At 43.6% G+C, this 19,740-nt stretch carries 15 protein-coding genes and 1 tRNA gene; 15 read left to right on the forward strand and 1 reads right to left on the reverse strand.

Annotated elements, in window-relative coordinates:
• Nucleotides 1–10: 10 nt before the first annotated feature.
• The gene (locus ACFSJE_RS12980; RefSeq protein WP_379831397.1) at nt 11–589 is read left to right on the forward strand and encodes a PhnA domain-containing protein; all 579 of its coding nucleotides are present in this window, start codon (nt 11–13) and stop codon (nt 587–589) included.
• Here ACFSJE_RS12980 and ACFSJE_RS12985 read toward each other — a convergent pair.
• Nucleotides 586–1,974 carry a dipeptidase gene (locus ACFSJE_RS12985; RefSeq protein ID WP_379831398.1) on the reverse strand — a complete coding sequence of 463 codons (1,389 nt, stop codon included), beginning with the start codon at nt 1,972–1,974 and terminating at the stop codon, nt 586–588. The genes ACFSJE_RS12980 and ACFSJE_RS12985 overlap by 4 nt on opposite strands.
• A 201-nt stretch (nt 1,975–2,175) precedes the next feature.
• Between ACFSJE_RS12985 and ACFSJE_RS12990 the strand changes: the two genes are divergently transcribed.
• The 14 genes from ACFSJE_RS12990 (at nt 2,176) to ACFSJE_RS13055 (ending at nt 19,735) form a co-directional block, all read left to right on the forward strand.
• Nucleotides 2,176–2,260: transfer RNA gene (locus ACFSJE_RS12990), tRNA-Leu, on the forward strand.
• Between the two features lie 216 nt (nt 2,261–2,476).
• Entirely contained in the window at nt 2,477–4,027 is a 1,551-nt protein-coding gene (locus ACFSJE_RS12995; RefSeq protein ID WP_379831571.1) for an amidohydrolase family protein, read from the forward strand.
• A 391-nt stretch (nt 4,028–4,418) separates the two neighbouring features.
• Nucleotides 4,419–4,961 (forward strand): sigma-70 family RNA polymerase sigma factor, encoded by a 543-nt coding sequence (locus ACFSJE_RS13000; RefSeq protein ID WP_379831399.1) that lies wholly within the window; start codon nt 4,419–4,421, stop codon nt 4,959–4,961.
• 86 nt (nt 4,962–5,047) lie between these two features.
• Nucleotides 5,048–6,214 carry a FecR family protein gene (locus tag ACFSJE_RS13005; RefSeq protein ID WP_379831400.1) on the forward strand — a complete coding sequence of 389 codons (1,167 nt, stop codon included), beginning with the start codon at nt 5,048–5,050 and terminating at the stop codon, nt 6,212–6,214.
• Between the two features lie 271 nt (nt 6,215–6,485).
• On the forward strand, nt 6,486–9,848 hold the full coding sequence (locus ACFSJE_RS13010; protein WP_379831401.1) for a SusC/RagA family TonB-linked outer membrane protein: 3,363 nt from the start codon (nt 6,486–6,488) through the stop codon (nt 9,846–9,848).
• 10 nt (nt 9,849–9,858) lie between these two features.
• A complete protein-coding gene (locus tag ACFSJE_RS13015) occupies nt 9,859–11,394 on the forward strand; it encodes a SusD/RagB family nutrient-binding outer membrane lipoprotein (RefSeq protein ID WP_379831402.1) in 1,536 nt (511 codons plus the stop codon).
• Nucleotides 11,395–11,428: 34 nt separating this feature from the next.
• Complete coding sequence (locus ACFSJE_RS13020; RefSeq protein WP_379831403.1) at nt 11,429–12,928, forward strand: mandelate racemase/muconate lactonizing enzyme family protein; 1,500 nt, start codon at nt 11,429–11,431, stop codon at nt 12,926–12,928.
• A 115-nt stretch (nt 12,929–13,043) separates the two neighbouring features.
• Complete coding sequence (locus ACFSJE_RS13025; protein ID WP_379831404.1) at nt 13,044–13,997, forward strand: RraA family protein; 954 nt, start codon at nt 13,044–13,046, stop codon at nt 13,995–13,997.
• Nucleotides 13,994–14,446 carry a nuclear transport factor 2 family protein gene (locus ACFSJE_RS13030; protein ID WP_379831405.1) on the forward strand — a complete coding sequence of 151 codons (453 nt, stop codon included), beginning with the start codon at nt 13,994–13,996 and terminating at the stop codon, nt 14,444–14,446. Before ACFSJE_RS13025 ends, ACFSJE_RS13030 begins: the two co-directional genes overlap by 4 nt.
• 69 nt (nt 14,447–14,515) lie before the next feature.
• Complete coding sequence (locus tag ACFSJE_RS13035; protein ID WP_379831406.1) at nt 14,516–15,451, forward strand: RraA family protein; 936 nt, start codon at nt 14,516–14,518, stop codon at nt 15,449–15,451.
• Between the two features lie 18 nt (nt 15,452–15,469).
• Nucleotides 15,470–16,750 (forward strand): mandelate racemase/muconate lactonizing enzyme family protein, encoded by a 1,281-nt coding sequence (locus tag ACFSJE_RS13040; protein WP_379831407.1) that lies wholly within the window; start codon nt 15,470–15,472, stop codon nt 16,748–16,750.
• A gap of 20 nt (nt 16,751–16,770) precedes the next feature.
• Nucleotides 16,771–17,880, forward strand: a complete 1,110-nt coding sequence (locus tag ACFSJE_RS13045; protein ID WP_379831408.1) for a bile acid:sodium symporter family protein — start codon at nt 16,771–16,773, stop codon at nt 17,878–17,880.
• A gap of 131 nt (nt 17,881–18,011) precedes the next feature.
• The gene (locus ACFSJE_RS13050) at nt 18,012–19,052 is read left to right on the forward strand and encodes a PfkB family carbohydrate kinase (RefSeq protein ID WP_379831409.1); all 1,041 of its coding nucleotides are present in this window, start codon (nt 18,012–18,014) and stop codon (nt 19,050–19,052) included.
• 11 nt (nt 19,053–19,063) lie between these two features.
• Nucleotides 19,064–19,735 (forward strand): bifunctional 4-hydroxy-2-oxoglutarate aldolase/2-dehydro-3-deoxy-phosphogluconate aldolase, encoded by a 672-nt coding sequence (locus ACFSJE_RS13055; protein WP_379831410.1) that lies wholly within the window; start codon nt 19,064–19,066, stop codon nt 19,733–19,735.
• Nucleotides 19,736–19,740 lie beyond the last annotated feature (5 nt).

The raw sequence follows: 19,740 nt of genomic DNA on the forward strand, positions 1-19,740 counted from the left end.
AAAAAATACAATGGGATTACTGGAAGATTTGCAGGAACGAAGTGGCGCGACGTGTGAATTATGCAGCGCAACAGAAGGATTAACCATCTATGAGGTACCACCGGTTTCCACGGGAGGATTGGACGGAAGCGTTTTGGTTTGTGCTACCTGCAAAACCCAAATTGAAAATCCAGAAGAAATGGATTCCAACCATTGGCGTTGCTTGAATGATAGTATGTGGAGCGAGCACGATGCGGTAAAGGTTGTGGCATGGCGCATGCTCCATCGATTAAAATCGGAAGGGTGGCCACAAGACCTTTTGGATATGATGTATTTGGATGATGAAGTTCTAGCTTGGGCTAAGGCCACCGGGGAAGGTGAGGCAGAAGGAGAGAAAGTAATTCACAGGGATGCCAACGGAGCCATTTTGGAAAACGGCGATAACGTTGTTTTAATCAAGGATTTAAAAGTGAAGGGTTCCAGCATGGTCGCAAAACAGGGAACCGCCGTGCGACGGATTTCCCTGGATCGCGAGAATGCCGAATATATTGAGGGCAAGGTTGATGGTCAACAAATTGTGATTCTTGCCCAGTACGTGAAGAAGACCTAAGCCTTCATTTCCGCATAATATTTGTAGAAGTAGGGTATGGTCTCAATACCCTTTAAAAAGTTGAATACCCCGAAATGCTCATTGGGCGAGTGGATGGCATCGCTGTCCAATCCAAATCCTAAGAGAATCGTTTTACTTCCTAAAACCCTTTCAAAAAGAGCCACAATAGGAATACTTCCTCCAGTTCGTTGTGGAACTGGACTTTTTCCAAACGTTTGTTCAATAGCTTTTGCAGCCGCTTGATACCCGTCGCTGTCAATTGGGGTTACATACGCCTGACCTCCGTGGTGTGGGGTAACTTTTACCTTCACACTCTTTGGAGCGATGGCCATAAAATGTTTGGTGAACAGCTCTGTGATTTCGTGCCAATCCTGATCAGGAACCAATCGCATGGAGATTTTGGCATAGGCCTTACTGGCAATGACAGTTTTGGCTCCTTCGCCTGTGTAGCCACCCCAGATACCATTCACATCCAAGGTAGGTCTGATCCCAAAACGTTCTGTAGTGGTATACCCTTTTTCACCGTGAACATCATCAATGTCCAATGCTTCTTTATATTCCTCAAGATTGAAGGGTGCTTTTGCCATTTCAGCACGTTCTTCATCTGAGATGACTTGGACTTTATCATAAAATCCAGGGATGGTGATGTGGTTATTTTCATCATGAAGTGAAGCAATCATCTTCGCCAACACATTGATGGGGTTGGGCGCGGCGCCACCATATATGCCAGAGTGAAGGTCACGATTGGCCCCGGTGACTTCCACTTGCACATAGCTGAGTCCTCTGAGACCCGTGGTTATGGATGGGGTGTCGTTGGCAATCATTCCCGTGTCGGAAATCAGAATGATGTCGTTTTTAAGCTTTTCGCTGTTTTCTTTTAGAAAATCGGCCAAACTATCGCTGCCCACTTCTTCTTCACCCTCGATCATAAATTTTACATTACAAGGAAGCTGGTTGTTCTTGATCATGAACTCCACGGCTTTTACATGCATAAAAAACTGGCCTTTGTCGTCACAGGCGCCACGCGCAAAAATGGCGCCATCTGGGTGGAGTTTGGTTGGTTTTATAACGGGCTCAAAAGGAGGGGAATCCCACAGGTTCATAGGGTCTGGCGGTTGCACATCATAATGTCCGTACACCAATACCGTAGGTAAATTTGGGTCAATGATTTTATCACCATACACTACGGGATATCCCTTTGTCTCACAGATTTCGGTATTTTCACAGCCTGCACTGATCAAAGATTTTTCCACAGCTTTTGCGGTTTCCCAAACGTCATTGGAATAGGCAGGGTCGGCACTGATGGAGGGGATTTTTAGTAGCTCAATAAGCTCGTTTATGAATCGGTCTTTGTTGGATTTGATGTAATCGTTTAATTGTTCCATGTATGTATTAAAAAGGACACTAAAAGTACAAAAAACAAGTTTTTAAAACAGTCGGTTTGCAAATCCGAAAATTGATTTATATTTGCACTCCCTTTGCGGATGTGGTGGAACTGGTAGACCTGTCTGCCGACAGGCAGGCACGCTAGGAAGTCTAGCGTTCGATGTGCCTTCCATCTGCAAATGGAGCTCTTTATATTTTATGCGGATGTGGTGGAACTGGTAGACACGCTAGACTTAGGATCTAGTGCCGCAAGGTGTGCAGGTTCGATTCCTGTCATCCGCACCAAAAAATTGAAGCCTCTCATTATGAGAGGCTTTTTTTATTTCGATACTTTTCAAAGATCTTCGTTTACTTTATGAATACGGTTTTTTGCACTATAAAATGTAGTCTAAACACCAATTCAACAAAAGTTGGTTGTATATTGATGGGGAATTATGAAAAACCAACATTTATATGAAAATCTCAAAGTTTAGCTTCTTCTCACTTTTGTGTCTATGGGTGATGCAAAGTGGTTTTGGACAGGTTGAAAAAGCTCCTGAACGGACTGAAGGCGAAGGTCCTTGGTCCCAACTCATTATTCGCGGTGCCACCATGATCAATGGAAATTTGGCCCCACCTATTGGTCCAGTGGACATTGTGGTAGAAAATAATCGCATTGTTGATGTTAAAACCGTTGGATATCCAGGGGTTAAGATCAATGAAGCGGGCCGTCCAAAATTGAAACCAGGAGGAAAGGAACTTCAAGCGGAGGGCATGTACATTTTGCCAGGATTTGTGGACACCCATGCCCACATCGGTGGAAAAGCGCAAGGCACCACCGCAGAGTACGTTTTTAAACTGTGGATGGGCCACGGGATTACCACTATTGCAGACCCGGGAAGTGGTAACGGGTTGGATTGGACTTTGGATCAAAAGAAAAAAAGTGCAAACAATACCATTACTGCGCCTAGAATAAAGGCATATACTTTTTTTGGTGCAGGTTCCGCCACTCCTATTTCCACACCGGAACAGGCTAGGGAATGGGTTCGCACAAATGCAAAGAGTGGTGCGGATGGCATCAAGTTTTTTGGAGCTCCTCCAAAAATTATGCAAGCTGCGTTGGAAGAGAACAAGAAATTGGGACTTCGGTCTAAAATGCACCATGCCCAAACATATGTTGGCGAATGGAATGTATTGAACAGTGCACGTGCCGGACTCACTTCCATGGAGCATTGGTACGGATTGCCGGAAGCATTGTTTTATGACAGAACCGTGCAGGACTATTCTTTGGATTATAACTACCAAAATGAGCAAGACCGTTTTGGAGAAGCAGGTCAGTTATGGGCCCAATCAGCACCTCCTTTTTCTGATAAATGGAACAGTGTAATGGACGAATTGTTGGAGCTTGATTTCACGCTGTCCCCAACTATGGTGATTTATGAGGCCAATCGGGATTTGACCCGTGCTAGAAGAGCAGAGTGGCATGAGGAATATACGCTGCCATCCCTTTGGGAATTTTATGCCCCCAGCAGACAATCCCACGGATCATACTGGCATGCCTGGGGAACCGAAAAGGAAGTTACTTGGAAGAAGAATTATGAACTTTGGATGACTTTCATCAACGAATATAAAAACCGGGGCGGTCGAGTTACTGTTGGTACCGATGCCGGATTCATTTATGAGCTATATGGATTTGCCTATCCCCGAGAAATGGAATTGTTGCGCGAGGCAGGGTTTCACCCACTGGAGGTAATCAAAGCAGCTACTTTAAATGGGGCGGAGGCTCTGGGAATGGATGATGAAATCGGAACGATTGAACCAGGAAAACTGGCCGATTTTGTGATTTTGGAGGAGAATCCAGTGGCCAATTTGCAAAGCTTGTATGGAACAGGGAGTATTAAGCTCACCGAAAATAATGAGGTAGTTCGTGTAGGTGGCGTTAAGTATACCATTAAGGATGGAATTATTTACGATGCCAAAAAATTACTTTCCGATGTTAAGGCCATGGTTGAAAAGTCAAAAGCAGAAAAAGAATACAAAATTGTTCAGCCTGGATTAAAAGGTTCAGAATAAAAGAAAAGCTGGTCGGATTAATCATCTAAACCAACTTTCAAAAGAAAAGAGGCAGTCATACTTTACGTGTGATTGCCTCTTCAGTTTTACGCAATCGTTTGCGTAAAGTCTTGTCCCACAGGAATATCGAATGTGTTTTTTCTGGATCTCTAAATTTTGAAGTGACATCTAATCAGTCTTCGAAAATAAAAAGGAACCTTGGTAATTTCTTTATTCAATAAAATTGTAGGGGCGGTTAAGTGAATATTAAATACGCGCTTTTTTAAGTAAATTTTATGAAATCAAAAATATTTGAATATATTAGAGTGGTTTTTTTGAAATAATCACACAGATTTTTATGCATTCTTCAATGTAAATAACCCTGGTCCGTATAAAAGTATTATTAAGATCCATGAAGAATCAAACCGAAGATACCATCAGAGGAGTATTCATAAAACACTATCAAGAATGGTGCGTTCTCTCTTTCTCATTCCTGCACAGTATGGCAGAAGCGGAGGATGTGGTTCAAGACGTCATGGTAAAACTTCTGTTGAGGCAGGATGTCCATACTATTGAAAATCTTCCTTCGTATATTCGAGTTTCCATTAAGAATGCCAGTCTTTTGAAAATCAAAGCCGGGCAAAAGGTCCGTCGTTTGGATGAGACGGTAAGTTTGTATGATACTTCTTACGAACAGGAACTTATTGACAGGGAAGGGAAGGTTGAGGTACAGAATGCTCTCAATATTTTACCGGAACAATGCAAAAGAGTCTTTGAACTTTGTGTGATTGAAGGACTGCAGTATAAGAATACAGCGGATGTACTCGGAATATCCACAAACACAGTCAAATACCACCTAAAAAAAGCCTTCAAAATACTACGCCATAATCTTAGTAGTTCGTATTTTTTTAGCCTTATAATTATCATTGTCACTTTTTTTTCTATAAAAAATTGACATTTTAACAATTCCTCACTACCCGTTTTTTCATTTCTGTAATTATATAGGTAAATGGTGGAAATACCACTTAGTCATTAAGGCCTATGGAAGTCGCTTCGCTGATTTATAAAAAACTTACTTCAAAGCTCGATGAGTCTGAAAAATTCAGGCTAACACAATGGTTACAGGCCTCTGAAGAAAATCAAGCCATCTTTGATACGATAGAAATGTTTTATCATAATGGCGGGGACATATCCGGTTTAACCCAATTGGATGCGAACCGTGCTTGGAAAAAAGTGTTGAAAAGGCAACTGGCACAAAAACGTCAAGCACGCACCAAACAAATCATACGTTCCAGTTATAAATATGCTGCCGTGCTACTTATTGCTTTTGTGGCAGGATATGCATACTGGAATTTCAATAAATCCCCAGAAGATATTACTAACCAGAATGCCAAAGACCAAGACATTGTAATTGTCTTTGACAATGGTGAAAAAATAAGACTCTCCTCTGAGAAAAGACAGGAAGAGCTTTTGGATAAAGATGGGAATCGATTGGGGGAAAGAAATGGAAACCAACTTGATTATTCCGGGAAGGAAAATTTAACCGAGTTGGTGTACAACACACTTTCAGTGCCCAATGGACGACGGTTCGATATTGTTTTATCGGACAATTCCCATGTGTACCTTAATGCAGGTTCTTCCCTTCGGTATCCAGTGAACTTTATTCCCGGAAAGAAAAGACAGGTCTATTTGGAGGGTGAAGCTTTCTTTGAAGTTTCCAAAGATAAGGACCACCCGTTTGTGGTGACCAGTGGCAACATGGATGTTGAGGTTCTGGGAACGAAATTCAATGTAAACGCATATCCCGAGGAGACCGATATCAACACGGTTTTGGTGGAAGGTTCAGTGCGGTTGAATGCTACCGAAATGCAACAAGATCCTTCTACGTCGGTAATGTTGGTTCCCGGTCATATTGCCCACTGGGACAAGACTACAAAATCAGCAAAGACAGAAGAGGTTGATACAGAATTGTACACCAGTTGGATGCAAGGAAAACTGGTTTTGAAAGGCATGCGATTTAAGGATATTATGAGGAAATTGGAAAGACACTACGGTGTTTCCATTCAAAACAAGAACAAGAAACTGGAAGACCGGGTGTTTACGGCCACTTTTGATGTAGAAACGATTGAAGAAGTTCTCAATACGTTTGTGGCGGAAACAGATTTTGATTACTTGATTGAAAAAGAGCAAATAACCATTTTAGAATAAATAACCAAAAACCAACTATACGCCTATGAAATAAATGCACATAAAAAAAATCGGGAGATGCTGCAACACCTACCCGATTGAGATTATTAACTCAAAAAATTAAGTTAACTAAAAACATTACAAAGGTATGAAAAATTACATCAAGAGCACTCTGCCTTGTCTAACTAACAACTTGTCGCTGACGGTGAAACTGACTGCACTTTTTTTGATAGTTTCCTTTTTCTCGACACATGCAAATTCCTACTCCCAGAAAACCAAACTTAGTTTGGATATGGAAAATGTAGAAATTGCGCAGGTGTTCGACCAGATTGAGTCTGTCTCAGAATTCAAGTTCTTTTATGACAACAAAAAAGTAAATGCTCACAGAAAGGTCTCCATTAGTGTAGACCAAAAATTGATTACAGAAATACTGGACCAATTGTTCCAGGGTACCAACGTTTCTTATCTTTTTAACAAACAACAAATTGTTTTAAAAACCAAGAACGCAATCGATGTCGCTCCAATGGAAGCTAGTCTTTCTCCACTCTCGGGCGACAATTTTCAAACCACAATTACTGGTACGATTTCAGACTCCAATGGTGTTCCAATACCAGGGGCGTCTGTGGTTGAAAAAGGAACCACAAATGGTGTGGCCGCAGATTTTGATGGGGTCTACCAAATTACGGTTTCAAGTTCAAGCGCTGTTTTGGTGGTAAGTTCCATCGGGTTTGCCCGAAAGGAAGTTCCCGTTGGTGGGTCTAGTACCCTTAATATTACATTGCTTGAAGATACCCAAAACCTGAACGAAGTGGTGGTAACCGCTTTGGGTATCAAACAAGAGACCAAAAAACTAGGATATTCCATTGCCCAAGTAGACTCAGATGAGGTCAATGTGAACAGATCATCCAACTTTATGAACACCCTTCAGGGTAAGGTGGCCGGTGTAAACATTTCCTCATTGAGTTCCGGTCCTGGCGGTTCATCAAAAGTTAGGATTCGTGGTCAATCTTCAATCTCCGGCACCAACAACCCTTTGATCGTTGTGAACGGTGTGCCAATTGACAATACTTCTTTTGGTACCAGTCCAGGTAGTTCAAGCTCAGAAGTAGGTACCAACAGTGGTGGTGTATATTCTGATGGTGGTGATGGTTTTTCCAGTATCAACCCAGATGATATTGAAAGTATGACCATTCTAAAAGGTGCCACTGGTGCTGCATTGTATGGTTCTAGGGCAAAAGATGGTGTAATCATGATCACCACAAAATCCCGTGGGCGTCAACAAGGCTTAGGGGTAACCTATAACATCAACGTTACGGACCACACTCCTTTGGATTTTACCGATTATCAATATGAATACGGTCAAGGTGAAAACGGGGTAAGGCCAACATCTGCCAACCCAACTTCTGGACAATGGTCTTTTGGTGAGCGTTTTGAGCCAGGAATGACCCAAGTTCTTTTTGATGGTGTTGAGGTGCCTTATGTGCCTGTTTATGACAGAATCAAGAAATTCTATAGAAACGGAACCGACATTACCCATTCCATTTCCATTTCAAGTGGTTCTGAAAAAGGTGGTTTTAACCTGTCACTATCCAACTTGGGCAGTAAGGGTATCACCCCAAACAACGAGTTCAATAGGAAAACAGTAAACTTTGGGGCAAACTATGATTTGTCGGACAAACTTAGTATTGAATCCCACATCAACTATTCCTATGAGAAAAATATAAATCCTCCAAACGTAGGTCAACAGGATAACACAATTTCCGTTGCCTTGTACAACATGGCCAACTCCATGCCTTTGGATTTATTGGATGAGAAAAAGTTCAATGCAGATGGAAACGAGTTTGTGTACAGTAGGTTTAGAAACCGTACCAACCCATACTTCACGCTTTCCGAACAATTCAATGAAATCAGAAGAGATAGGATTTTCGGAAATGTATTGGCAAGATATGAATTTGCCCCTTGGCTTATCGGTCAAGTTAGGGTAGGGCAGGATTACTGGTCAAGATCCCAACAATATAATGGGTATCCAACCGGTCAAGCTTCCAGACCATCAGCTCCGGCTCCGTTCTTTAACGGAACCTTTACCCAAACCGCTAGAAGGTATAGAGAAACAAACGTTGACTTCCTTCTTTCCGGTAATGTAAATGTCAATGAAGACTTTGCAGTTGGGTATAACGTGGGTGGTAACCAAATGAGAAGAAGACAGGATCTAAATCGTGTTGATGTGACCGATTTTGTAATCCGCGACTTGTACACGGTACAAAACGGTAGGGTAAAGAACCCAACCTACTCCCTGTCTGAAAGAGGAATCAATTCCTTGTACGGAGCAGTTGATTTATCCTATAAGGATACTTACTTTCTAAGTGGTACGGCCCGTAACGACTGGTTCTCAACACTATCCGAAGAAAATAGAAGCATTCTATATCCTTCTGTTTCTGGTAGTGTTCTCTTTTCCAATTGGTTGGAAGGTAAGGCAGATTGGCTAACGCTTGGTAAATTAAGAGCTGCCTACGCGGAGGTGGGAAGTGATACGGATGTGAATCCTTATTCCGATGCATTGTTTTATGACATCAATGCCAACTTCTTCCCTGGCCCGACTGGTGCACCTAATCCGGTTGCAGGCGCCAATACGTCAACACTTCCAAACCCAAACCTACGCCCAATGCGTGTGAAGGAAACTGAAATTGGTGTTGATTTAAGAATGTTCGACAATAGAGTGGGATTGGATTTGGCTGTTTATCGTAAAACAACCATTGATCAAATCATTCCAGCACAGATTTCAAACTCCTCAGGGTTTGTAAGCCAGTTGATCAACAGTGGTGAAAGTAGAAGTGATGGTATTGAAATGCTATTGAACTTGACACCCATAAGAAACGATGATTTACGTTGGGATTTCAACTTCAACGCTTCCTATAATAAAACCAAGGTTATCAGCCTCTTAAGTGATGAAGAGGGAGAGAGCATTTTGGTGGGTAACCACATTTTTAACGGTTTCCTATACCAAGTAGTTGGAGAGGAAATCGGACAGTTGGCAGGTTTCGGATATAAGTTTGATGACCAAGGACGCCAAGTGTTCGCTGATGATGGAAGACCATTACGTTCAGATGAGATTAAATTCTATGGTAGTGCACTGCCCAAATGGGTTGGTGGTATTACCAATACTGTGCGGTACAAGGATTTCAACCTGTCCTTTTTAATTGACTTTAAACTAGGTGGTAAAATGATTTCCGGTACCAACTTCAACGCTGTAAGACACGGTCTTCACAAGATGACGCTTCCTGGAAGGGATACCGGAGTTATCGGAGAAGGGGTAAACCAAGCCGGACAACCCAACACCGTGGCCACAGAATCCCAAACCTATTGGGAAGTTGTGCGCTCACAGCAATTGATTGAACCCATTGTGTACAATTCCGGATACTGGAAATTGAGACAAGTGACCCTAGGGTACGATTTCAGAAAGTTTATTCCTGAAGATTCTCCCTTGCAAGGGGTGACCTTGAGTCTAGTTGCAAACAATGTGGCAATGCTTAAAAAATGGGTTCCCAATATTGACCCTGATTCTTTTAGCTTCAGTTCCGACAACGTTTCCGGACTGGAATCCACAGGTGTACCGACCACAAGAAGTATCGGGTTTAACCTTAACGTCAAATTTTAAATAAGACATCATGAAAAATATAGGGAATAGAATCATAATTTTTGTAATCCTGATAGGCTTATTTGGATGCGAGCAGAATTTTGATGAACTCAATACCAATACTGTAGATCCCACCAGTGATAGTGTAGATCCCGTCTTTCTATTGAACAATGCAATAGTAGGGCTATCCTTTCCAAGTGGAACCAATATCTATTATGATGAGGCAATTGTTCAGCAAATAGTAACTCCAAACTCAGGATTTGTGTCTGGGGCCAACTATAACCAGGACAATAGAAACAATACAGGTAACCAATGGGACGATTATTACACCACTGTGATCAAACACACCAGTGATGTGATTTACCAGCTGAATACCGCAGAGTCTGACCGTTCAAACCTGTTGCAGATGGCACGTATTTTAGAAGCCTATGCTTTTATGGTACTTACCGATGAATATGGCGAAATACCATATTTCGAAGCAGGGAAAGGACTGTCTGAGCAGGTTGTGTTGCCGAAATACGATCCACAAGAACAAATCTATCCAGATTTGATCACCGAGTTGACCGAGGCCAGAGATGCGTTAAGTGCCTCAGCCCCTGCGGAAAACGGAGAAGCACTTTATGCAGGTAATTTGGATCAGTGGAGAAAATTGGCCAACTCACTTTTGGTGAGAATAGGCATGAGACTTTCCAATGTAGATGCTACTTTGGCGCAACAAACTGTTGCAAGTGGCTTTAACGGAGGTGTAATGGAGTCAAATGACGACAACTTTGTAGTGCGTCACGATACCAATTTCACAAACCCATACAGTTTCACATTCAACGGAACGGAAGCCAACAACTTCTATCTAACCGATGTATTTGTGGATTACTTAAGTTCCAATGATGATCCAAGACTGGGTTCTCTAGCCATTCGGTATGTGGGTGCAGCTTCTGGACCAGATCAGGTTATTGGAATTGGTTCAAAAGATCCTGCAGATCAAGTTGGAATGCCCATGGGTTACGATAACAGTACCATTGGAACCGTGGCCACCGATTTAGGATTAGCCAGCTTCTATGATTTTTCACAGTTGGATAGATTCACCTACGGAACGCAAGCTGCACCCATGTTTTTGTGCACTTACGCCCAAACCCAGTTGCTGCTGGCAGAAGCTGCAGTCAATGGTTGGGTAACAGGAGATGCTGCCGAGTATTACGAAAATGGAATACGAGGACACATGGAGCAGGTGGCGGCTTATGGTGAAAGTGTGGCAATTGATGGTGCAGATATTGATACCTACGTTGCGGCCCATCCATTCAATTTGGCTACCGCTGTTGAGGACATCAATACACAGTATTGGGTGGCTTCCTTCTTGAATGGCCCAGAGCTGTTCGCCAACTTTAGAAGATCTGGATTTCCAGATTTAACGCCCAATCCATATCCAGCACAGGACATTACCGGTGATTTCATCAATAGGTTGACTTATCCTACCGCCGAAATAGCCGTAAATCAGGCAAACCTTCAAGAAGCGGTCTCCAGAATGGGACCCGATAACTTGGACACCACAGTTTGGTGGGATGTTGATTAAGCAGTAACCGAAATTATAACATAGAATTAATAGAATGAAATCAGTATTAAAACAAATCATTGCTAAGAACAAGCAAGAAGAAAAAGACCTTAGGTTGGCAAGGCAGGCAGAAATTGAAAACCCAAAAACAGCCGATGACAGAAGAAACTTTCTAAAGAAAACGGCTCTGGGTGGAATTGCCATGACCGGCATGATGGGCCTTGGTATTGAAGATACCATCGCACAGACTACCTCCAAGGTGAGTAGAATGTCCGCTCCTTCCGATCTTAAGATCACGGATATGAGATATGCCCTTACCAACGTAATGGGAGGTACCGCCATCATTAAAATTGAAACCAATCAAGGGATATATGGTCTTGGAGAAGTAAGGGATGCCGCCGATGTGCGGTATGCCCTCTTCTTAAAGAGTCGAATCCTTGGGCAAAACCCATGTAATGTAGAGAAGATATTCAAGAGCATCAGACAATTTGGTGGTCCTGCCCGTCAAGCGGGTGGTGTCTGCGGTGTTGAAATGGCACTTTGGGATATCTGTGGTAAGGCCTATAATGTTCCTGCTTGGCAGTTACTGGGGGGTAGATATCGCGATAAGGTAAGGCTGTATGCAGATACTCCCGAAGCCGGTTCCCCTGAAGAGCAAAAGAAACTTATTGATTACCGGGTAAACGATCAAGGATACACTTGGCTAAAAATGGACGTGTCCATTGGTGAGCTTCGTGGAAAACCAGGAACCGTTGTAAATGGTAAGTTTTGGGAAAATGATAGAGGATACTTGGCGCAATGGGGCGATGCCAGAAACTATATGTCCTATGGCAATACCATGCACCCGTTCACTCAAATCCAAATCACTGAAAAAGGTTTGGAAGAACTTTGTCAAGTAGTTGAAAATGTTCGTGATATGGTAGGCTATGAAATACCGATTTCAACAGACCACTACGGACACTTTGACCTTAATAATGGAATTCGTTTAGCAAAGGCTTTGGACAAATACCGATTGGCATGGTTTGAGGATATGGTGCCATGGCAATATCACGAGCAATGGAAAACCATTTCAGAGGCCATTGAAACGCCAACTACAACCGGTGAGGATATTTATTTGTTGAAAGACTTTAAACCTCTAATTGAAAATAGGGCCGTGGATATCATCCATCCAGATTTGGCTTCCTCAGGAGGTCTTTTGGAAACCAAACGAATCGGGGATTATGCAGAGGAATATGGAATAGCGATGGCCATGCACCAGGCAGGAACACCAGTTTCGTTCATGTCCAACGTGCATTGTGCCGCAGCTACCCAAAACTTCTTGGCATTGGAGCACCACTCCGTGGATGTACCTTGGTGGGAAGATTTGGTGACCACTGTTGGAGGATATAAAATGATTGACAAAGGATTTGCAACGGTGCCATTGACCGCCCCAGGTTTGGGTATTGAGTTGAATGAAGACGTGGTCAAAGCACATTTGCATCCAAGAGATAAAAGTTTCTTCAAATCTACCGATGAGTGGAATGAGCTTAGATCTCATGACCGTACTTATAGTTAGTAGCTCGAAAGTTACTTAAGTTGTTTAGTTTTTTTTTAAAAAGTCGGCCTGGGATTAATGCTTTGGAGGTCTCGGGCCGACATTAAAAATTTTGTAAACCAATCTAGAATTAGATATGAAATACATACAAGTAAAGATGATGGCACTGTTGATTTGTTTGATGGCAACAGTCAACAGCAATGCACAAAGGGTAGCTTCATCACCAGATTATATTAAGGCCCTTACCAGTGAATGGGAAGGCGAACGTTTTGATGATGGACGACCAAAAGTATCGGACGCCCTACTTTCAAGACTTAAAAAAATACGAATTGAAGAAGCTTGGGGCTATTTGCGTCAAAGAGGCTTCAACAACCAATATGAGGGCGGCTGGAAAATCATTCACCCAGAAGGTGTAATGACCGGTCGTGTGGTAACCGCACAATATGTGCCCCTCAGACCAGATTTAAAAGAATATGTAAAATTACAAGGTGCCAAGGAAAAACGGGATACCATTGGAGGCAGTAACTCATGGCCCATTGAAATTTTGGTGAACGGCGACGTTTATGTGGCCGATGGCTACGGTAGAATCATAGACGGGACTTTGATCGGCTCCAATCTTGGAAATGCCATTTACGCCAATTCCAAAAACGGCGTAGTGTTCGATGGAGGTGTTCGCGACCTCGGAGGACTTTTGGAAATAGAAGGTTTTAACGGTTGGTACCGGGATGAAGACCCTTCCTATCTGCAAGAGCAAATGTTGACCACCATTAATGCACCTATTCGTATTGGACGTGCAACGGTTCTTCCCGGTGATGTTGTTTTGGCCAACCGGCATGGAACCATTTTCATACCATCCCATTTAGTGGCACAATTGGTCATTTCTTCAGAAGTAGTGGCCCTACGTGATGAATTCGGTTTCCAAAGACTTCGTGAAAAAACATATACAGCCGGACAGATTGATACCCGTTGGACGGATGAAATCAAAGCAGATTTCTTGGATTGGCTCAAAAAATATCCAGATGCCAAATTGCCAATGACCCGGAAAGAGCTGAACGATTATATCCAAAACAGTAGATATTACCAGCCATGAGAACGATGAACCTATTTAGGACCATCCTTGCCGTGGCAGCCATGGGGCTATTTGTCTCCTGTGGGTCACAAGGAACTGGTACTTTAGACCAACAAGCGGTTTTGGAAGCGCTTGGAGCGTTAGATCAAGCATTGATTGATAGGGATTCCGCAACCCTTTCATCCATTACGGCAGCCAACCTCACCTATGGCCATTCCAGTGGAAACATTCAAAACAAGCAAGAGTTCATAGATGATGTCATGAACGGACCTTTCCGATTTGTTTCCATCACCAATGAAGATCAGAGCGTGGACATTTCTGGCAATACAGGCATTGTCAGACACATACTTTCAGCGGAGGCCACCAATGCTGGGAACCCTGCAAAAGTGCGTATAGGAATCATCATGGTCTTCCAACAAAACCAAAACAACGAAGTGGTTCTGTTGGCCAGACAAGCCTATAAATTATGACGAAAGAAGAACATCAGAACTAACAAAGAAAGGATAATAAACTGGATATAAACTAACTAAATGTAAACTATGTTGAAAAGAGGATTACTTGTAATGCTGTTTATCGTTGGACTGGTGGGCCAGGTTCTTGCCCAGCAGATTTCCAAGGAAGAACTGATATTCTTGACCCCAGAATGGAAGGGTGAACGATTTGATGATGGTAGACCCAAAGTTCCGGATGCCATCTTGGAGCGGATGAAATCCGTGAGTATCGAAGAAGCGTGGGCCGTGATGAAAAATGCAGGATATAGGTATCAAATTGCCGAAGACTGGAAACTAATCAACCCAGATAGCGTTTTGGTAGGTCGAGCATTGACCGCAACGTTCATGCCGGGTAGACCCGCTGTTTGGAAAGCCATTGACGATAGAGGAAAAGCTCAAGGAAAACGGGGACAAAATACGTGGCCTGTGGACCTTTTGGTAAAAGGTGATGTATACGTTGCCAATCAGTTTGGTGCGGATAGGGACGGGCCAACTATTGGGGATAACGTAGGTAATGCCATCTATGCCAATTCTGGAAACGGTATTGTTTATGATGGAGCGTTAAGAGATGTGGAAGGCCTTATGGAAATTGGAGGATTCACGTCTTTCTACACCAGCTATGATGCTTCGCACCACAACCCTCCCGGAGATTTAAATACCATGATTATTGGCATCAACCAACCGACCCTTATCCGGAAGGTGACTGTTATGCCAGGTGATGTGGTATTGGGAAAATTGGGTGTAGTGGTCTTTATTCCTCCACATTTGGCTGAAAAAGTAGTGACCACTTCAGAAATTGTCCGACTTCGTGATATGTTCGGACACCAACGTATTCGAGAAGGAAAATATACGGCAGGACAAATAGATACCCGCTGGGCGGACGACATCGAAAAGGATTTCAGCAAATGGCTCAACGATCACATCGATGAGCTTCCCGTTCCAAAAGAACAAATTCAAGAAATACTAAAAAGTAGAACCTGGTAATAAAAAACGATATATAAAGTGAAAAACTCAAGAAGATCATTTATCACAAAATCTGTGATGGCTACTGCCGGTTTGGGCATGGTATCCAGCACTTATGGTAATGAATATGTACAAGCAATAGATAAAAACCCAAAGCTTTCTGCGCCGTCGGACCTAAAGATTACTGATATCAAGTGCGGTTTCATTCGTAGAGGTAGCGGGCTTTTCGTTAAAATACATACCAATCAGGGAATTTATGGATGTGGTGAAGGTGTTGATGCCGTGCCAGGTACGTATCATATGGTGAAGAGAATGGGATTTTTTCTAAGGGACAAGAGTCCATTTGATGTGCATAAAATTTTTGAAGAGATTCGCCGTGCTGGCCATTTTGGAGGGGGGCAATCAGGTACCTATGTTGCGGTACTTTCAGCCGTTGAAACAGCATTGTGGGATTTGGCTGGAAAAGCCCTTGATTTACCAGTGTATCGGCTTTTAGGCGGTAAATTCCGGGATAAGGTTCGTGTATACTGTGACACAGCCCTATACCGAGTTCGCTTTCCCTCACCTGAAGATTTTGCTACGGCTGCCACTGATGCCATAAAGAACTGGGGATTTAATGCCTTAAAATTCGACTTGGATTATGCCAGCGATCCCGATAAATACGATCGTTATAACTGGACGGCGAGCCCCGGTGAAATTTCAAGGATGTACAACCAGCTTGCAGCAGTAAGAGAGGCTGTTGGACCTAAAATAGACCTTTGTGTAGATATGCATGGACGTTACGATCATGTAACCGCACAGACGATAGCCAAAAAAGTGGAAGACCTTAACCTAACTTGGTTGGAGGAGCCCATACCAGCTGAGAATTTTGACGCTTTCAAGACATTGACTGAAGAAACTAGTACTCCTATTTCGGCAGGTGAAAATGTGTATTTGGGCCATGGTTTCAAACAATTGTTGGACAATGGCGTGGATATTATCATGCCTGACCTACAAAAATGTGGTGGGCTTGGTGAAGGCCAGCGTATTGCGAATTTGGCCAACTTGTATTATGTGCCATTTTCTCCACACATGGTGGCTTCCTTCTTAGGTGCAATGGCATGTGCACACGTTTGTGCCAGTGTGCCAAACTTCCATTTAATGGAATGGCAATCGTATTTCCATACCGATCCAATGTTCAAGGAAATCGTAACCTATGACGAATCTGATTGGGTAAAAGACAGTTTTGTGACTGTATCGAACAAGCCCGGAATTGGAGTGGACATTAATGAAGAAGCAATGAAGAAATATGCTCCAGAAGGAGTGCCATTTTTTGAGTAAGAATTGATAAAACCAGATTTGTGAAGTTAATATATAAATATACTCTTTGGGCGGCAGCCATATTGGCCGTAGCTGCAGCCTATTTTTATTTTACCGGCCAGTATGCCATTTTTGGGCCTGTGCTTACCTCCTTTTTCCTTGCCTTATCATTTGGGTTCAGGGGGCATCATACCACAAAGGGCTTTTCGTTTGCCATGCTCATTTTTGCAGGCGTAACCTTGGCCATGAGCTATCCCAAGCTATTTACAAATTGGGGAAGTTTTGAGCTGAAAGACTTGATTGTGCCCCTTTTGCAGATTATCATGTTTGGCATGGGGACCACAATGAGCCTCAAGGATTTTGGAGAAGTGGTAAAAAGCCCAAGAGCTGTTTTTATAGGATTGGTTTGTCAATTCACCATAATGCCTTTAGTGGGGGCAAGCTTGGTGTTCTTGTTCAAATTTCCACCAGAGATAGCGGCAGGTGTTATTTTAATTGGTTCATCACCCAGCGGACTGGCCTCAAATGTTATGGCGTATATCGGGAAAGCCAATCTGGCACTATCGGTAACGTTGACCACAGTGGCCACGCTATTAGCACCTTTTGTGACACCTATTCTAATGAAAACATTCGGCGGTCAATTAATCCCCATAGACTTATGGGGAATGATGTGGAGTATTATCAAAATCACTATTTTACCTATTGCAGGCGGACTAATTTTCAACAAACTTTTTCACGGAAAAACGGAATGGCTCGATAAAGCCATGCCATTGGTTTCCATGGGTGGAATTGCTTTGATCATCACTGTGATCACAGCAGCAGGTCGTGACAACCTGTTAACGATGGGATTTGTGCTCATCTTGGTGGGGCTTATTCATAACATCTCCGGGTACTTTTTTGGGTATTGGGGATGTAAGCTCTTTAGACTCGATGAACGTTCGTGCAGAACCATCGCTTTTGAGGTGGGTATGCAGAATGCTGGATTAGCTTCAGGGCTTGCCAATGAAATGGGCAAGGTGGCCACCGTAGGATTGGCACCAGCCGTTTTTGGTCCTATGATGAACATCACAGGGTCTATATTGGCATCCCATTGGCACAAAAATTCTCCCAAAGATGAGAAGAAAGCAACCATGAAAACCGCAAAAGAATAAAAATAGTTGTTTGAGTTAGTTTAGTTATCCAGTGAAGAACGTACTACATTTGAAGTACGTTCTTCTTTTTTGTCCACTTAATTTTTCTAGTGGCTTATAGAATCGATTTAAAAACAATAAAATAGTAAAACATGAAGAAAGTAGTGACCTTCGGTGAGATCATGCTACGCTTGGCGCCTCCCGGATTTTTGAGGTTTTCACAGGCGAACAGCTTTGATGTGGTGTACGGGGGAGGGGAATCCAATGTTGCGGTGTCCCTTGCAAATTATGGGATTCCGGTTGACTTTGTCACCCGGCTTCCCAAAAACGATATCGGGGAGTGCGCCCTTATGGAAATGCGCAAGCGAAACGTGGGGACGAACCAAATCATATTCGGTGGAGACCGTCTGGGCATCTATTTTTTGGAGACCGGTGCGGTGAGCCGTGGAAGCAAGGTGGTCTATGACCGGGCCCATTCGGCCATGGCAGAGATCGGTCCTGGGATGGTGGACTGGAAAAAAGTGTTCGATGGGGCACAATGGTTCCATTGGACGGGTATCACGCCAGCCATCTCACAAGGTGCCGCGGATGCCTGTATTGAGGCCGTCAAGGTGGCACGGGAGATGGGGGTCACCATTTCTACGGACCTGAACTATCGCGCCAAGCTTTGGCAATACGGTGGTGACCGAGAGGCCATTATGACGGAGCTCACTTCATACTGCGACATCATCTTGGGCAATGAGGAAGATGCTGAAAAGCACTTCGGAATAAAGCCGGAGGGTCTTGACATCACCACTCAGGGCGAGCATGTAAAGGCGGAGGCGTTCCTGTCGGTCTGCAAGCAGATGATGAAAAAATTCCCCAATGCCAAAAAAGTTATCACCACACTTAGGGGCTCGCTATCGGCCTCACACAATACATGGGCCGGAGTACTTTATGATGGAGAGGAACTGTTCAAATCAAGGGAATACCAGATCACACACATCGTGGACCGTGTGGGCGGAGGGGACTCCTTTATGGGGGGATTGATCTATGGATTGATCGCTTGGCCGGACAACGACCAGAAAGCGCTCGATTTTGCAGTGGCCGCTTCCTGTTTGAAACACACCATAGTTGGCGATGCCAACTTGGTTACGGTCTCCGAAGTGGAAAAATTGATGGGAGGCGACGCCTCTGGAAGGGTATCACGATAAAAAAAAGTAAAATGGCAAGATATACACGGATAGAAGTAATAAACACAATGATCGGGACAGGCATGGTCCCTTTGTTCTACCATCCCGATGTGGAACTAGGAAAAAAGGTGCTCAAAGCCTGCTATGATGGGGGTGCCCGACTCATGGAGTTCACCTCACGGGGTGACTTTGCTTATGAGGTGTTCGCTGAACTCAACAAATATGCCCTAAAGGAACTTCCCGGGATGATGATGGGTGTGGGCTCGGTGACCGATGCGGCAGCGGCTTCACTCTACATACAATTGGGCGCCAATTTTGTGGTCACTGCCTCGCTTAAGGAAGATGTGGCCCTAGTCTGCAATCGGAGGAAGATACCCTACAGCCCAGGCTGTGGTTCTTTAACGGAAATCAATCGGGCAGAGGAGCTCGGCGTAGAGATTGTGAAACTGTTCCCCGGTTCAGTTTACGGGCCAGAGTTTGTGAAGGCAATAAAAGGCCCTCAGCCTTGGACGAGCATCATGCCAACTGGCGGTGTGAGCACCGAGGAGGACAATCTAAAAGACTGGTTCGGCGCTGGAGTGTCTTGTGTGGGATTGGGTTCACAGCTGATCGGTAAGGAAGTCCTCAAAAATGGAGACTTTATGGGATTGGAGCAAAATGTGAAGGAAACGTTGGCTTTAATCGCCAAAATCAGAACTACGTAGTGGGG

The organism is Flagellimonas iocasae (assembly GCF_042682725.1).
Classification (GTDB): domain Bacteria; phylum Bacteroidota; class Bacteroidia; order Flavobacteriales; family Flavobacteriaceae; genus Flagellimonas; species Flagellimonas iocasae.

Bases quoted from the DNA above. Each gene is read 5' to 3' on its own strand.
- ACFSJE_RS13030 (WP_379831405.1), top strand. From the start codon at position 13,994: ATGAGAACGATGAACCTATTTAGGACCATCCTTGCCGTGGCAGCCATG.
- ACFSJE_RS12985 (WP_379831398.1), bottom strand. From the start codon at position 1,974: ATGGAACAATTAAACGATTACATCAAATCCAACAAAGACCGATTCATA.
- ACFSJE_RS13020 (WP_379831403.1), top strand. From the start codon at position 11,429: ATGAAATCAGTATTAAAACAAATCATTGCTAAGAACAAGCAAGAAGAA.
- ACFSJE_RS12980 (WP_379831397.1), top strand. From the start codon at position 11: ATGGGATTACTGGAAGATTTGCAGGAACGAAGTGGCGCGACGTGTGAA.
- ACFSJE_RS13000 (WP_379831399.1), top strand. From the start codon at position 4,419: ATGAAGAATCAAACCGAAGATACCATCAGAGGAGTATTCATAAAACAC.
- ACFSJE_RS13050 (WP_379831409.1), top strand. From the start codon at position 18,012: ATGAAGAAAGTAGTGACCTTCGGTGAGATCATGCTACGCTTGGCGCCT.
- ACFSJE_RS13055 (WP_379831410.1), top strand. From the start codon at position 19,064: ATGGCAAGATATACACGGATAGAAGTAATAAACACAATGATCGGGACA.
- ACFSJE_RS13035 (WP_379831406.1), top strand. From the start codon at position 14,516: ATGTTGAAAAGAGGATTACTTGTAATGCTGTTTATCGTTGGACTGGTG.
- ACFSJE_RS13015 (WP_379831402.1), top strand. From the start codon at position 9,859: ATGAAAAATATAGGGAATAGAATCATAATTTTTGTAATCCTGATAGGC.
- ACFSJE_RS13025 (WP_379831404.1), top strand. From the start codon at position 13,044: ATGAAATACATACAAGTAAAGATGATGGCACTGTTGATTTGTTTGATG.
- ACFSJE_RS12995 (WP_379831571.1), top strand. From the start codon at position 2,477: ATGCAAAGTGGTTTTGGACAGGTTGAAAAAGCTCCTGAACGGACTGAA.
- ACFSJE_RS13010 (WP_379831401.1), top strand. From the start codon at position 6,486: ATGGAAAATGTAGAAATTGCGCAGGTGTTCGACCAGATTGAGTCTGTC.
- ACFSJE_RS13005 (WP_379831400.1), top strand. From the start codon at position 5,048: ATGGAAGTCGCTTCGCTGATTTATAAAAAACTTACTTCAAAGCTCGAT.